A 14,503-nucleotide genomic window follows, 5' to 3' on the forward strand; every position below is an offset into this window, starting at 1 on the left:
GGCATGGCTCCACGCTTTCATATTCGCATCCCTACCCACAAGAAAATACATCTATGGCTTCATGCAGCTGCAGCTTTGCTTACGGCACTGCTGTTGCTGCTTTTTTTCTTTCTGCTTGTCTTACCCTTCTATACGCGCCAAGGACAGCTGCGCAGCATTCCCGGCGTCGTAGGATTATCGCCGGCAAAAGGCATTCAAAAATTACGGGATGCAGGCTTCCGCCCTGTGATTCAAGACACGGTATTTGTGGCAGGCACGCCACTCAATAGCATTGTGGAGCAGCACCCTTCTTACGGGCAACTTGCCAAGCCGGGACGCAAAATATACTTGCGGGTATCGCCTCCCTCCCCCCCACGAATACCGCTGCCGGAGCTCCGTGGTCTAAGTGTGGAGCATGGCTTGCGCCGCCTGCAGCAAGCCGGTTTTCAAAACATCCGGTTGCGGTACTCACCCGACACAGAGCTGCCACCCAACAACATCGTAAGCCTTGAAGACAAGCGGGGCAAGCAGTTGATGCCCCATGCTCTATTTACCATCACCGACACCCTGGTGGTTGTCGTAAGCGAATCGCCCGAGTCACAAATAGAAGTGCCGCAGCTGATGGGGCTCAGCGAGGAAGAAGCCCGTTTTGTAGTTCGTGCCTTGGGCCTTCAGATAGGCAAGGTGGAATATGTCTTTGATCAACCCGACCTGCCGTTGGGGATGGTTGTTAAACAAAACCCTCTCCCCCATTACTGGGAAGAGGGGAAAAAGCACTATCGCCACGTAAGCCGTGGCAGCTACATAGACCTTTGGGTAGTGGGCATGCCCGTTCCCCAAGAAGAAGCCACCGAAGACTCTTTTCCAACCCCATAACTGATTTCACTGTGACGTATCTTACCGCCGGTGTTTCCTACCTGCCCCAGCATAAACAAAACGCCTGCGGCAAACAACAAATTGGCAAGTAGCAGGTAAAAAGGATAACCGTCTTTTTTCATAAGCCACCAGAAAGAGAAGAGGGCAAAAGCACCTATTATCTCCACCAACCAGAAAGCTGTTTCGGCAGCTTCCTCATGCGCATGTATGAGGCGGTGGCTTACTTCCGGCAATTCTTCTACTATCTCTTCGGCACCTTCGCCCGTGAGCAGAGCCGGAATAGCCAGCAGGGCAGCCAATATTACAAGCCCCAAGCCGGTCATGGCCATTTCTTTCTTCCGGAGCAAGAGCGATACAAGAAGCACCAGACTTCCGAAGAACATGCCTGCAATAGGCAAATGGTTCACTACCAAGTGTAAATGTGCTGCGTTCATAAGCTTTGTTTTTTGGGTAATACTCAAAGATAAGCAAGCTTCGGCTTTTCTTTTACCCCTTAGGCTTAGTTTTTATACTTTTTACATAAACTCATATTACCTAACACAAGAAATTTGTATTAACAAACAATACATATAAAATCAAAATAATTTCTTTTGTAAAAGAATAACAACATACACTACCAAGCATATTTTCAAGTATTTATTTTCCAAAAAAATTGAGCCAAATATTTGCTTTTCTTATATTTGCAAGCAGCTTATTATCAAAAACAGAGCCTTATGAAAGCGTTTCAACTTCTCATTTTTGTAATTTTACTTAGCTTAGACTTACATGCTCAAGTAAATGTAACAGCTACTGCCGGAGTAAACAGCAGTTCTTACGCTACACTCGGTGCAGCCATTAATGCCATCAACAGCGGTACACACAGGGGAAATATCAATGTTAGAATTACCGGCAACACCACCGAGTCCTCAAGGATTAACATCAACCCCTCGGGCACCGGCGGGGCAGACTACGTATCCATCACCATACGCCCGCAGGGCGGAGTGCGCACCATCACTGCCGGCTTTGTGGACGACCCTTTGCTAACATTAAATGGCTGCCAAAACGTAACCATCGATGGCGAGTACAACGGGGGACGAGGCTTAATCTTCGTTCACGATGGAGGAACAACATATGATTATGCCTTATTATTCATAAACGGCACTTCCAACAATGTGGTACGCTACTGCGACTTCCGGGCAAGACAAGCCCATAATGACCGGGGTGTCATTACACTTTTGGCTAACAACGGTATGCCTATTCAAAACAATATTATAGAATACAACGCCATCTATCATGCCCCTTCGTACTTTCCTAAAAATGGCATTATAGCAACTACGAATGCCGGAAACGGCGCCATACGTAACAACATCATCCGGGGCAATTACGTTTACAACTTCTACTCTTCCGGCAGCCCCACTGCCGGCATACGCTTCGATCTTAGCTTTGCCTCTCCGGGCTTGAGCTACGGCAATCAAATCCTGAATAACCGTATTTTTCAAACCACCTCACGCAACTACACCTCCGACAATACACACCGTGGCATTTACCTGCAAGGCGGCGGCAGCTATACCGTAAGCGGCAACGTCATCGGCTATGCCAATGGCAGCGGCACGGGCACCTATTCTATGACTACCGCAGGCAGTCGCCTGCGCTACCGGGGCATAGAGATGCGCGACCTCGACAACATAGGCACCCATCTTATAGAAAACAACACTATTTCGAATTTCTATTTTGAAACCACCTCAAACGAAAACAATGCTGCCGGCGGCAATGAAATAGGTGTGTGGTGTGGTATTGTAGTGGGTGAGTATAAGACCAATGATATTTTCGATGATAACTACAACGCCATCATACGCAACAATACCATAGGTAGCCATACTACCAATGATGTTATTACCGTAGTCAATGGAGGCACCAGCGACCAAAGCATGACCAAAGGTATTTATGCCCATTTCAATGGCAATTGTGTGATAGAGAACAACCGTATCGGGGGTATATGGGCTTATGGAGTAGCCGCGACTAACGGCTCCAATTTCGTAGGGATCGACGTGGACGGCAGCGGCAATAAAAGCGTAAACTACAACCTGATTGGCAGTGAAACGGTAGCCCATAACATAAAAGCCGGGCGGGCAGGCTTCACCACCGAAGACACCTTTGTAGATGGTATCTATGCCGATGCTTGGGGAAACAATACTTATAATTACAACGTCATTGCCAACATGACTTCTTATGGCAGCGGTACCAGTAGTAGCACCGGTTCTACCAACGGGGGCATTTACTGCTACTATGGCACCAACACCTTTATTGGCAACCGCATCCACGATATAAACATATACAATGACGGCGGATTCTTCTCGTTTCCGGACCCCACCACCGGCAACTCCGTAAACGTACAACAGTTTGGTATTTACAATACTGCCGGCACCGGGCAAGCCATCACAGACAACGAAATATATAACCTCTATAACCACCATCCCTCCGGGCAACTGTGCGCCGTAGGTTTGATGCTGGGCGAAGGAGGCAATGACTCCTATGTAGCCCGCAACCGCATTTACAACCTGTGGATGAACAGTAGCGACCTTAGTTCTATCATTATGGGCATGGGGGTAGATAATAACAATTCTACCGATGAATGGACGCTGGCCAATAACATGATTAGTGTAGGGCAAAACGTTACCCGCAACTATCGCATCTTGGCATTCTATGCCAACACTCCTGCCCGTTTGCGCCTGTGGAATAATACTTTTCTGGTACAGGGCTCTTCCAATGGTTCAGCCAACAACCGTACTCATGCCGCCATTTTCATTCAAAATGATTTCGAAGCTTATAACAACCTGTTTTTCAACGCCCGCACCACCACCGGTGGAAGTGCAGGTATCAATGTAGCCATGAGTGTATTCAATGCAGCTGATGTGCTCTCCGTTAGTACGGACTATAATGTGTACTTGGCTTCCGACTCCATCTTTGGCAGATTGACCTTGGGCTATCTGAACAACAATGGCTATTCTGCCCCTTATGCCTTCACGCAGATGAGTACTTGGCGCACCGAAACAGGTAACGACGCATACAGCTGGGCAGAACACGGTAGCGGCTCGGCACCTACCTCCTACGTCCCCAACCCAACGGATCTTTTTGTGGACCCTGACAATGGCGACTTGCATATTAATCCCAATCATGAAAGCGCCTGGTTTGTGAATGGCAAAGGCAAGCAAATCAACCATACGGGCGTGATTACCGACTTGGACGGGGACACCCGCTCCGCTTCGGTAACCACAGGCACCACCGACATTGGCGCCGATGAGTTTACTATGAACCTGGCTGTTGCTCCACCCAATGCCTATATTGAAAGTGGCAGCATCAGCAATGGCAGCACTACGGTTTTCTCTTGGGCACAGAAAGAGATAGCGCGCATTACATGGGTAGGCACTGCTTTGCCTTCCGAAATGTGGGTGCAGTATTACTCCGGCGAAACGCCTCCCAACCCCGTGCCCGGGGCAGAGTACAGCGACGGCTACTGGCACATAGAGCCCAAAAGTGGCACTTTTACCGGCTTATACACCGTACAGATTAATTTTGGACCGCATGAGACCGGCACCATCACTACGCCAAGCCTCTCTGCCATTCTTGCCAAACACGATGCCGGGGTTTGGGTGCCCTTCTTTGCCGGAACTGGCCCCCTCCAAAGTCAAAAAAGTTATATAACTGACCCTAAACAGATATGGGTCACGGGTATCAGTTCCTTTTCTGATTTTGCCCTTACCTCCGGTTTTGCGCCTCTACCGGTACAGCTTACACACTTCAACGGCGAAGTTACACCCGAAGGGATAGAACTAAGATGGATGCTGACAGGCACGCCCAAAGAGGTAGTGTATGTAGAGCGCTCAAACGATGCCTTACATTTTACCCCCATAGCCGAGCTGCCGGCTCGCGTGGGGGAAACCAAGCATTTGGATCCTCACCCACAAGCCGGTTATAATTACTACCGTTTGCTTATCCGGGGCAATGAGCAGGAAGAATACTCCTCTATCATTGCCATATGGTGGAATGAAAGTGCGCCCACCGTGCAGGTATATCCCAACCCGGCCACTTCGTGGGTAAAAGTGCGCGGCATTCCCTCCGGCGCAAGCATCAAGCTGCTCGGCAGCAACGGGCAGCTCATACAGCAAAAGCAGGACCTCCGGGCTGAATGTGAGCTCAATCTGCAAGGACTTGCTTCCGGCATTTACCTGCTTGAAATAGAAGATAAAACCGGGAAACGGATAGAAAAACTCATGGTGCAAAAATAAGGGCTAAGCGTGTGCTATACTTCATAAAACAAAAACAGCGGCAGGTTCTGCGAAACCGGTGCCGCTGTTTCTTTTTTTCACTCTTCTTCAAGGTCAGTTCATACCATAGCGTTGTACATCATCGGCCGTGATGGTATCGTCGGCAGCCATGATAACCAGGCGCTCCACCACATTGCGCAGCTCACGTATGTTTCCTGACCAGCTGCGCGACTGCAGCAGCTTCACTGCTTCCGGCTCTATTTCTTTCTTTTTGGTACCATACTCATCGGCAATAGCCTGCAAGAAATGCTCTACCAACAAGGGAATATCTTCTTTTCGCTCGTCCAAAGCAGGCACTTGAATAACTATCACACTTAAGCGGTGATACAGGTCTTCACGGAAATTCCCTTTTTTAATTTCTTCGCGCAGGTCTTTGTTGGTAGCGGCAATCACCCGCACATCTACTTTTATTTGCTTATCGCCCCCCACACGGGTAATCACCTGCTCTTGCAGTGCCCGCAACACTTTGGCTTGTGCCGACAGGCTCATGTCACCGATTTCGTCTAAGAAGAGTGTGCCCCCATTGGCTTGCTCGAACTTGCCAATGCGTTGTTTCACCGCCGAGGTAAAAGCACCTTTTTCATGGCCAAACAATTCACTTTCAATCAACTCGCTGGGAATGGCTGCACAGTTGACCTCCACAAAAGGACCTTTGGCACGTTGGCTTTTTTCATGAATTTGGCGGCACACCAACTCCTTGCCTACCCCATTGGGTCCCGTAATCAGCACGCGGGCATCGGTAGGTGCCACCTTGTCTATATCTTCAAGCACGCGCTTGATAGCCGGCGACTCGCCTATGATTTGGTACTTCTTGCTTATTTTCTTTTTCAGCACTTTGGTTTCTTGTACCAAGTTGGTTTTGTCGATGGCATTGCGCACACTCACCAGCAGGCGAGCCAGGTCCGGTGGTTTGGTAATGAAGTCGAAAGCCCCTTTTTTGGTGGCTTCTACGGCCGTATCGATGCTTCCGTGTGCCGAAATCATAATGAATTGAGTGTCTTTGCCCAATGCCATGGCTTTATCGAGCAGCTCCATGCCATCCATTTTGGGCATTTTAATGTCGCAAAGCACCACGTCGAAATCGTCTTTTTCTATTTTTTCGAGTGCTTCCACGCCATTGGCTGCTTCATCTACTTCATAGTTCTCAAACTCCAAAGCGTCGCGCAATGCCTCCCGAATCATTTGCTCGTCATCTACAATCAGAACTTTTGCCATATCTTTTCATTGAGTTGTGTGGACAAATAATTTTACAAAGCTAAAATTTATAAATTCACCCGTTCTTTTACAAAGGCTTCCCACTCTTCAAGCAGTGCCCCTTTGATAACACGCGGGAACTTATGTTGCCCGCCCTCTTTTCCTTTCATCCGCATAAAGTCATAAAACACATCGTTGGGCAGTACATGCACATAAATTTCCTTCAAAGCGGCGCTGCGTTCCACCCGGTAATCATCGTTCAACACCTTGAGATGCTCATCGAGGCGTTCTTTCAGAAGCCGGGCATCTACCGGGTCATCAGTGCCCACATACCAACGGTGTGCAAACAATGAACCATAGGGCACACCTGCCACGGTAAACTCTTTCACCCGTATGTTCAACTCCTCTGACACAAGCTCTATGGCTTTGTTCATATTATCCACCGAAAGGTGCTCACCACAGAGGCTCAGGAAGTGTTTGGTGCGCCCCGTGATGATGATTTCAGAGCGCTCTCTGTCAACCAAGCGCACGACGTCGCCAATCAAATAACGCCACGCCCCCGCACAGGTCGAAAGCAAAAGCGCATAGTCTTTGCCTTCTTCTATTTCGTCAATCATATAAGCCTCGGGGTTCTCCACAATTTGCCCGTCCGGCGTAAAGTTCTTCTCATCGAAAGGCACGAACTCAAAGAAAAGGCCATTGTTAAGCACCATTTTCAAATCGCCGCCGGGGCGCGACTGGTAGGCAATAAAACCTTCCGATGCCAAATAGGTTTCTATATATACCAAAGGCTTACCCAACAGCTTCTCGAAGCCTTTCTTATACGGCTCAAACGACACGCCCCCGTGCACATAAATATGCAGGTTGGGCCATATTTCATGAATATGAGCCACATTGTAGCGTGCAATAATTTTTTCAAGCAAGATTTGAATCCAAGCCGGCACTCCCACAATAAAGCCGATGTCCCACTTAGGCGCCTTTTCGGCGATTTCATCCAACTTCTGATTCCAATCCGTATGCTTGGCAATGCGCTTGCCCGGCTTGTAAAAATGCTGAAACCAGAAAGGAATCTGACTGGCAGTAATACCGCTCAGGTCACCTTCAAAGTAAGTACCCCGGTGATTGAGGTGGGTACTTCCGCCCAACATCAGCATGCCCGTTTCAAACAGCTTGCTGGGCAAGTTGGGATAGTCCGAGAGGGTCAGTATCTGCCGTATGCTGGTACGTTGAATGGCTTTAATCATTTCCTTGGTCACAGGAATATATTTCGAGGAGGCTTCGGAAGTACCGGAACTGAGGGCAAAATACTTTACATGCCCCCGCCAAGCCACATCTTTTTCGCCGGCTTTAGTGCGGTGCCACCACTCCTTGTACATTTTGTTATAATCGAAAACAGGTACCCGTTCTTTATAAGCTTTGTAGAAGTCGCGGCTCTCACGCGGCAGCTGCTGAATTAAACGAATCAGGTCTTCGAAGTTATAATACAAACCAAAAGCCGTATGCTGGGCTGAAGAAAGCAGTTTCAAAAGCTCGCGCTTTTGCAGAGCAAAGGGTGTGTGCTTCTCTTGCTCTATGCTTTTTCGTAATTTTATGCCCTGCTTCAACAGCGTACCTAAAATAGCCATAAGTCCTCCTTTTTTAGTACTATGCAAAGTTAAATTTTTCCTTTATTCTGAATATAAAATGCATGCCCAAAAACAGCATTTATTTGTAAAATACAATAAAAAACAAAAAAACCAATTTCAAAACAATGAAAAGTACAATAGATAAAATAAAACAAGAGTTAGGCGAGCACGTACGTTTGATTGCCGTAAGCAAAACGCACCCGCCCGAAGTCATCATGCAAGCTTATGAGGCAGGATGCCGCGATTTTGGTGAAAACAAGGTGCAAGAGATGCTGCCCAAGTACGAAGCATTGCCCAAAGACATACGCTGGCACTTGATTGGACACCTCCAGCGCAACAAAGTAAAATACATAGCCCCTTTTGTGCATTTGATTCATTCGGTGGACAGCGAGGCGCTCTTGCGCGAAATCAATAAGAGGGCAGCTCAAAATGAAAGAGTGATTGACTGCCTGCTGCAAATTCATATTGCCCAAGAAGAAAGCAAGTACGGCTTAAGCTATGAAGAAGCCCATGCCCTGCTGACCTCTTCCATTTGGGAAGAGCTGCCCCATGTGCGCGTCATAGGTTTGATGGGTATGGCTACCTTTACCGACGACACCGCGCAAATACGCCGGGAGTTCAGAGGCTTAAAGCACTTTTTCGATGAGCACAAGCAATATGAGCGCCCCAATGTGAAAATGCAAGAACTTTCTATGGGCATGAGTGGCGACTATCGCATAGCCATAGAGGAAGGCTCTACCATGGTGCGCATCGGCAGTGCTATTTTCGGGCAACGTCAATACACCTGACAGCATGCAAACAAGCATTCCTCACTACCGGCACAGGATACGCAAAGGTCCGGCAGGTGCACTCTACATCTTCGATACCATACGCAAAAAGTGGGTGCGGCTTCTGCCCGAAGAGTGGGTGCGCCAACAGTTCATCCGTTGGCTTATAGAAGAGCAGCACTACCCCGCCGCTTTGATTGCCGTAGAGCAGAGCTTAGGCAAATGGCGTGCCGACATTGTGGTGTATGACCGCCGGGGCATGCCTTTCCTTGTCGTGGAGTGCAAGCGGCATGCCATCACCCTTTCACGCGACACCCTGATGCAGGTGCTTCGATACAACGCCCTGCTCAAAGCCCCCTATTGGGCAATCACCAATGGAGAGGAGGTGCACCTCTTTTCGGTAAACCCCGAAAAGCAAGCAATGGAGGCCCTCGATGCCTTTCCCCCTTTCCCTTCCTGATTTTTTTCAGGCTTGCCATTCATTACCATTTCTGGTAAAAAATCATTAGCTTTACCATGAAGCTTAATTTCCCAAAAGCCCATGAAACGCTTTTTTGCTAACCTTAGCCTCAACACCAAATTTGTGCTGTTTACCCTCGTCACCCTTTTAGTTACTTTCTTAGGGCTGGCGATCTACATCTACGAATATCAGCAGGGCTACTATGAGGACCGCACCGATACCGAAATGTATCAGCACTTGGACGACCTCAGCCGTTTGGTGAAACTCGAATACCGCTACCGCGAAGACATCGTAAAACAAGGCATGCAGGTCCTGCGCTTTCATATGCAGCAGTTGGGGCGCCTGCAGGAAACCAAAGAGCTTTTGCCTCTGGCATTGACCAATGAAGAAAACAAGAATAAAACCTTGGTCAACCTGCCGCGCTGGGAAATAGGCGGGCAGCAAATACAAGGCAGTATTGCCATCGTGGACAGCATTCATAACCTGACCGGCGCAGATGTCTCTATCTATCAAAAAACCAATGTAGGCTTTGCACGCATCAGCACCACCGAGCGCAGCCCCGGCGGCCAACGGTTGGAAGGCTATTATATTTCACCCGAATCGCCCATATCGCTCAGCATAGAACAAGGAAAGCCTTATTTGGGCAGAATCAAACGCTTTGACCGCTGGTATATTGCCTACTTCACCCCCCTTACCATCCTCGACGAAGTAAAGGGCATGCTGTCTATAGCCATTCCCGAAAAGGACCTCAGCTATCTGCGGCGCGAGCTCAAAAGCATTCAGTATTTCCGCACCGGCTATCCCTTCATCATGAGCTATGACGGCGAATATGTGGTGCACCCCTATGCCGAAGGCAAAAAAGAAACGGATTTAAACTTTCTGGAATTTGTACAACAGAAAGAGCGCGGGCGCTATAGTCGCGAGCAAAACAATGAAGAGCAGCTGCTCTATTTTTCTTACTACGAACCCTACGACCTGGTCATTGGCGCTTACGTCGATCGGGCCGAAGCAATAGACCTGCCGCTCAAAGACCTGCGCCGGTCGTTGGCAGTCAGCTTCCTGCTGGCTTTGATTATCGGCTCGGTAGGCATTTCCCTGCTGGTGCGCAGCAATATTCTTAAACCTATCCAACGCTTGGCAGAAGTCATTTCCGACCTTGCCCGTGGGCGTTCGGTAGAGCCGGTACATTTCAACCAAAACGACGAAATAGGCGCCATCGCTGCTTCGGCCAATCAGCTCATACGGGGCTTCAATCAATACTCGCGCTTTGCCCAAGAAATAGAGAAAGGCAACCTCGAGGCTTCGTTTACCCCATTGAGCGACGAGGATATTTTAGGAAAAGCCCTGCTCGACATGCGCGACAGCATCAAAGAAGCTGCCCAACGCAAGCAAAAAGAAGAATGGATGAACGAACGGCTCAACCACTTCAATGAGGTGTTGCGCCGGCAGTTTGAAAACATAGAAGACTTCTCTGCCCGCCTGCTGGCAGAAGTGGTCAACGAGATGGGGGCCGTGCAGGGCGGCATGTTCCTGCTGAATGACGAAACACTGCCTGCCGAGCAGCAAAAACTTGAAATGGTGGCTTGTTATGCCTATAACCGCCACAAGCGCCTCCAGCGCGAAGTGCGCCCCGGCGAAGGCCTGGTAGGGCAAGTATATCTGGAAGGCGATACCGTCAACCTGCTGGAAATACCGGAAGACTACCTGCTGCTCTCTTCAGGATGGGGCGAAACAGAACCCCGCAACATCTTGATTGTACCGCTGAAAACCAACGACGTAACCATTGGCGTGCTGGAGTTGGCAAGCCTTCAACCTTTCAGCCAAGAGCAAATCACCTTGGCAGAAAAGGTAGCGCAAAGTATTGCAGCCACCTTCTTTACCGTGAAAAACACCACACGCACACAACAGCTGCTGCTTGAGCAACAAGAGCTCACTGAGCAATTGCGCGCCCAGGAAGAAGAAATGCGCCAAAACCTCGAAGAGCTGCAAGCTACACAAGAAGAGATGGAGCGCAGTCAAAAGCAACTGCACGCTATTGTCAACGAGGCGCAGCGAAAAGAAGAGCTGCTCAGCTCACTTATCAACAACACGCAAGACCTTATCGTTGCCATTGACGACAAGTACCAAATCACCATCTTCAACAAGGCGGCCAAAGACTGGTTCTTTGAGCAAAATGGCGTGCATCTGAACAACGGTGCCAACATTATCAATATGCTGACGGTAGAGCAAAGCGAAAAATTTAAGGAATACTTCGACCGTGCCCTGTTGGGCGAGCGCTTCTCGGAAGTGGAGCCGGTACAAACGCCGGCAAACACCACCGAGTATTGGGAATACACCTTCAACCCCATCAAAGGCAAAGACGACAAGCCCGCCGGTGTGTCTATGTTTGCCCGCAACATCACCGATAAGGTATTGCAAGAGCAGGAGCTCAAAGAAATCAACCGCACCATCATAGAAAAGGACCGCGAGCTGCAGCGCCGTCTCGAAGAGCTGACCCAAGCCCAACAGGCCATCCGGGAAAAGCAAGAAGAGCTCGAAGCCAAAGAGGCAGCCATCGACAGCAGCGCCATCGCCAAAATAGAGATGGACATAGAAGGCAACATATTAGAAGCCAATCAGACTTTCTGCAGCCTGTTTCAGTACGAAAAAGAAGAACTGGAGCACATGCACCATAACAAGCTGGTTGATGCAGAGACGTTGAATTCTATCGAATACCTTAACTTTTGGCGCAACTTGCGCAATGGCATCAGTCAGCATGGCCAATACAAGCGCATTACCCGCTATGGCGAATCCATTTATTTGATTGCCACCTACATACCGGTACGCAACGAAGCGGGCAAAGTAGAACGAATCGTGCAGATGGCTATGGACATTACCGCCTTCGTATTGCGCGAAGAGGTCTATGAAATGCGCATTGCACGCCTGCAACAAGACCTTGAACAGTGCCGCGAGGCGCAAGAGCAAGACAACAGCTCAAACAAAAAGAAATAAGGGCAGTTTGCCCACACACAGGGGATTCCTTGCCCTGCTTGATGCATCATAGGCAAGGAATCTCTATTTTTAGGCTTTCAAAAAGAAATGAACCTTTTGAAATTTTTTACGCTATGGCATCCATACAAGTAGAAGGAGGACATCCACTCAAAGGTACCTTGCACCCCCAAGGGGCAAAAAACGAAGCACTACAGGTGCTCTGTGCCACTTTGCTTACCGAAGAAGAAGTAACCATTCACAACATACCGAACATACGGGACGTCAATAAGCTCATTGAAATACTGCAAGACCTGGGCGTGCGTGTAGAGCGCCTTGCCAAGGGCAGCTATCGTTTTCAAGCCAAAAACATCAACCTTGAGTATCTGGAAACCCCTGCTTTTGCGCAAAAAGCTGCTGCGCTGCGTGGCTCGGTCATGATTTTAGGTCCACTGCTTGCCCGCTTCGGCTATGCGCGCATTCCCAAGCCCGGGGGCGACAAAATCGGACGCCGCCGCCTCGACACCCACTTCTTGGGACTTCAAAACTTGGGCGCTGACTTTCAATATGACCCGGCCACCGGTTATTACAGCATACAAGCGCATAACCTGAAAGGTACTTACATGCTTTTAGATGAAGCATCGGTTACCGGTACTGCCAATATCATCATGGCGGCCGTGCTTGCCCAAGGTACGACCATCATTTACCATGCCGCCTGTGAGCCCTACATTCAGCAGCTGTGTCATATGCTGGTGCGCATGGGTGCCCGCATTTCAGGTATTGGCTCCAACCTGCTTACGATTGAAGGCGTGGAAGCGCTCGGCGGTACCGAACACACTATCTTGCCCGACATGATAGAAATTGGCAGTTTCATTGGTTTGGCTGCCATGACCGGTTCTGAAATCACCATCCCCAACTGCCGCATCGATCAGCTGGGATGCATTCCGCGCGTCTTCCGGCGTATGGGCATTGACATGGAATTTCGCGGCGATGACATTTACATACCCGCCCAAGAACATTACGAAATAGATACCTTCATGGATGGGTCCATACTGACCATCTCCGACGCCCCCTGGCCCGGCTTCACGCCCGACCTGCTTAGTATCGTGCTGGTAACGGCCATACAAGCACGGGGCACCTTGTTGGTGCACCAAAAAATGTTTGAGAGCCGCTTGTTCTTCGTGGATAAACTCATCGATATGGGGGCGCAAATCATCTTGTGCGACCCGCACCGTGCCACAGTCATAGGCTTAGACAAGAAAATGCCGCTGCGTGGCATACGCATGACCTCGCCCGACATACGTGCCGGCGTGGCATTGTTGATTGCTGCCCTTTCGGCAGAAGGCATCAGCATCATCGACAATGTGGAGCAGATAGACCGCGGCTACGAAAACATAGACGGACGCCTAAATGCCATAGGTGCCAAAATCAAACGTTTGTAAAGAAATGAAAACACTACTTCTTACCCTATTTTCCTGCATGCTGCTTGCCGCTGCTCATGCACAGGGGCACCTGGTTTTTTCCGATAGTGTGTACCGCCTCCCCCAACCACTGCTGAAAGGACAGACAGCCGAGGTGGTGCTTCGCTGCACCAACACGGGCGATGCACCGGTGCTCATCTGGCAAGTGCAAAGCAGTTGTTATTGTGTACTAAGCGAGAAGCCCAAGCAAGCCATTGCCCCCGGCGACAGCGCTCATATACGCGTTAAGATACAAAGCGAAGGACTGCCGGCAGGACCTTTCCGGCGCCATCTTTTGGTTATCAGCAATGCCGTGCCTCCGGAGCAACTTTTGCGCATAGAAGGCGTGGTGGAAGAAAAAAAGTAAAGACGGAGTCCGCCCCGTCTTTACTTTTTCATTCAATTATTTCAATTATTCAGAAATCACATAAATTTCCCACTGCTGCAACTTGTTACCGCTTTGGCACTTTTCCAGCCTCACAGCCGAACCGGGCCCATTAAGGTGTGTCTTCTCGCCGGGTACCAAAGTTACACATGCATCACCCGATTTTATTATAAATACCCCACTGCCTACCTGCTCTATATTCCAAGCGTGAGGGGCATTGGGCGCAGTAGTATTAGGAATACGCTTGGCATGATTAACCGCAATAAACTTAGGATAAGCAGACCAATTAAACGCATCCCAACCTATACGCTTAATCTCACAATTGCCCGGTGCAGCATTCGCTGCCTGATAAAAGCGGAAACCTTTGTCATCCGGCTTCTGCGAAGACTCCAAAACACCACCCCCGCGAGGATCATTCCACGAAATAATGTACTCCCCGGTTTGAACATTCCTAAATTGAACCTGTTTGTAAGATTTTAAATCACC

Annotated in this window: 11 protein-coding genes; 7 read left to right on the forward strand and 4 right to left on the reverse strand. The window is 49.2% G+C overall.

Annotation, left to right across the window (positions count from 1 at the left end; all coding sequences use genetic code 11):
* The first annotated feature begins 3 nt into the window (after nucleotides 1–3).
* The gene (locus K384_RS06460; protein WP_038030525.1) at nucleotides 4–855 is read left to right on the forward strand and encodes a PASTA domain-containing protein; all 852 of its coding nucleotides are present in this window, start codon (nucleotides 4–6) and stop codon (nucleotides 853–855) included.
* Here K384_RS06460 and K384_RS06465 read toward each other — a convergent pair.
* On the reverse strand, nucleotides 780–1,289 hold the full coding sequence (locus K384_RS06465) for a hypothetical protein (protein ID WP_051633186.1): 510 nt from the start codon (nucleotides 1,287–1,289) through the stop codon (nucleotides 780–782). The genes K384_RS06460 and K384_RS06465 overlap by 76 nt on opposite strands.
* A 279-nt stretch (nucleotides 1,290–1,568) precedes the next feature.
* On the opposite strand from K384_RS06465, the gene K384_RS06470 reads away from it, so the two are divergent.
* Nucleotides 1,569–5,120, forward strand: coding sequence for a T9SS type A sorting domain-containing protein (locus K384_RS06470; protein WP_157630081.1), 3,552 nt, complete (start codon nucleotides 1,569–1,571; stop codon nucleotides 5,118–5,120).
* 93 nt (nucleotides 5,121–5,213) lie between these two features.
* Here the strand turns inward: K384_RS06470 and K384_RS06475 are convergent, their stop codons facing one another.
* Both K384_RS06475 and K384_RS06480 read right to left on the reverse strand, forming a co-directional pair.
* Nucleotides 5,214–6,374, reverse strand: coding sequence for a sigma-54-dependent transcriptional regulator (locus tag K384_RS06475; protein ID WP_038030528.1), 1,161 nt, complete (start codon nucleotides 6,372–6,374; stop codon nucleotides 5,214–5,216).
* A 47-nt stretch (nucleotides 6,375–6,421) separates the two neighbouring features.
* Complete coding sequence (locus K384_RS06480; protein ID WP_038030529.1) at nucleotides 6,422–7,978, reverse strand: GH3 family domain-containing protein; 1,557 nt, start codon at nucleotides 7,976–7,978, stop codon at nucleotides 6,422–6,424.
* A gap of 125 nt (nucleotides 7,979–8,103) precedes the next feature.
* On the opposite strand from K384_RS06480, the gene K384_RS06485 reads away from it, so the two are divergent.
* From K384_RS06485 to K384_RS06505, 5 genes are all read left to right on the forward strand, one after another.
* Complete coding sequence (locus tag K384_RS06485) at nucleotides 8,104–8,766, forward strand: YggS family pyridoxal phosphate-dependent enzyme (RefSeq protein WP_038030530.1); 663 nt, start codon at nucleotides 8,104–8,106, stop codon at nucleotides 8,764–8,766.
* Between the two features lie 4 nt (nucleotides 8,767–8,770).
* Entirely contained in the window at nucleotides 8,771–9,205 is a 435-nt protein-coding gene (locus K384_RS06490) for a type I restriction enzyme HsdR N-terminal domain-containing protein (protein WP_038030531.1), read from the forward strand.
* Between the two features lie 81 nt (nucleotides 9,206–9,286).
* On the forward strand, nucleotides 9,287–12,196 hold the full coding sequence (locus K384_RS13335; protein ID WP_051633187.1) for a Cache 3/Cache 2 fusion domain-containing protein: 2,910 nt from the start codon (nucleotides 9,287–9,289) through the stop codon (nucleotides 12,194–12,196).
* 113 nt (nucleotides 12,197–12,309) lie between these two features.
* Nucleotides 12,310–13,614, forward strand: a complete 1,305-nt coding sequence (gene murA, locus K384_RS06500; RefSeq protein ID WP_038030532.1) for a UDP-N-acetylglucosamine 1-carboxyvinyltransferase — start codon at nucleotides 12,310–12,312, stop codon at nucleotides 13,612–13,614.
* Nucleotides 13,615–13,618: 4 nt separating this feature from the next.
* The gene (locus K384_RS06505) at nucleotides 13,619–13,999 is read left to right on the forward strand and encodes a DUF1573 domain-containing protein (RefSeq protein WP_084147143.1); all 381 of its coding nucleotides are present in this window, start codon (nucleotides 13,619–13,621) and stop codon (nucleotides 13,997–13,999) included.
* A 45-nt stretch (nucleotides 14,000–14,044) separates the two neighbouring features.
* Here the strand turns inward: K384_RS06505 and K384_RS13835 are convergent.
* On the reverse strand, nucleotides 14,045–14,503 hold a 459-nt coding region (locus K384_RS13835), incomplete at its 5' end, for a hypothetical protein (protein ID WP_038030533.1).

The sequence above is a fragment of the Thermonema rossianum DSM 10300 genome (genome assembly GCF_000426825.1).
GTDB classification, from domain to species: domain Bacteria; phylum Bacteroidota; class Bacteroidia; order Cytophagales; family Thermonemataceae; genus Thermonema; species Thermonema rossianum.

Excerpts from the sequence above, each read along its gene's own strand:
- K384_RS06460 (WP_038030525.1), top strand. The coding sequence starts at position 4 with ATGGCTCCACGCTTTCATATTCGCATCCCTACCCACAAGAAAATACAT.
- K384_RS06465 (WP_051633186.1), bottom strand. The coding sequence starts at position 1,289 with ATGAACGCAGCACATTTACACTTGGTAGTGAACCATTTGCCTATTGCA.
- K384_RS06470 (WP_157630081.1), top strand. The coding sequence starts at position 1,569 with ATGAAAGCGTTTCAACTTCTCATTTTTGTAATTTTACTTAGCTTAGAC.
- K384_RS06475 (WP_038030528.1), bottom strand. The coding sequence starts at position 6,374 with ATGGCAAAAGTTCTGATTGTAGATGACGAGCAAATGATTCGGGAGGCA.
- K384_RS06480 (WP_038030529.1), bottom strand. The coding sequence starts at position 7,978 with ATGGCTATTTTAGGTACGCTGTTGAAGCAGGGCATAAAATTACGAAAA.
- K384_RS06485 (WP_038030530.1), top strand. The coding sequence starts at position 8,104 with ATGAAAAGTACAATAGATAAAATAAAACAAGAGTTAGGCGAGCACGTA.
- K384_RS06490 (WP_038030531.1), top strand. The coding sequence starts at position 8,771 with ATGCAAACAAGCATTCCTCACTACCGGCACAGGATACGCAAAGGTCCG.
- K384_RS13335 (WP_051633187.1), top strand. The coding sequence starts at position 9,287 with ATGAAACGCTTTTTTGCTAACCTTAGCCTCAACACCAAATTTGTGCTG.
- murA (WP_038030532.1), top strand. The coding sequence starts at position 12,310 with ATGGCATCCATACAAGTAGAAGGAGGACATCCACTCAAAGGTACCTTG.
- K384_RS06505 (WP_084147143.1), top strand. The coding sequence starts at position 13,619 with ATGAAAACACTACTTCTTACCCTATTTTCCTGCATGCTGCTTGCCGCT.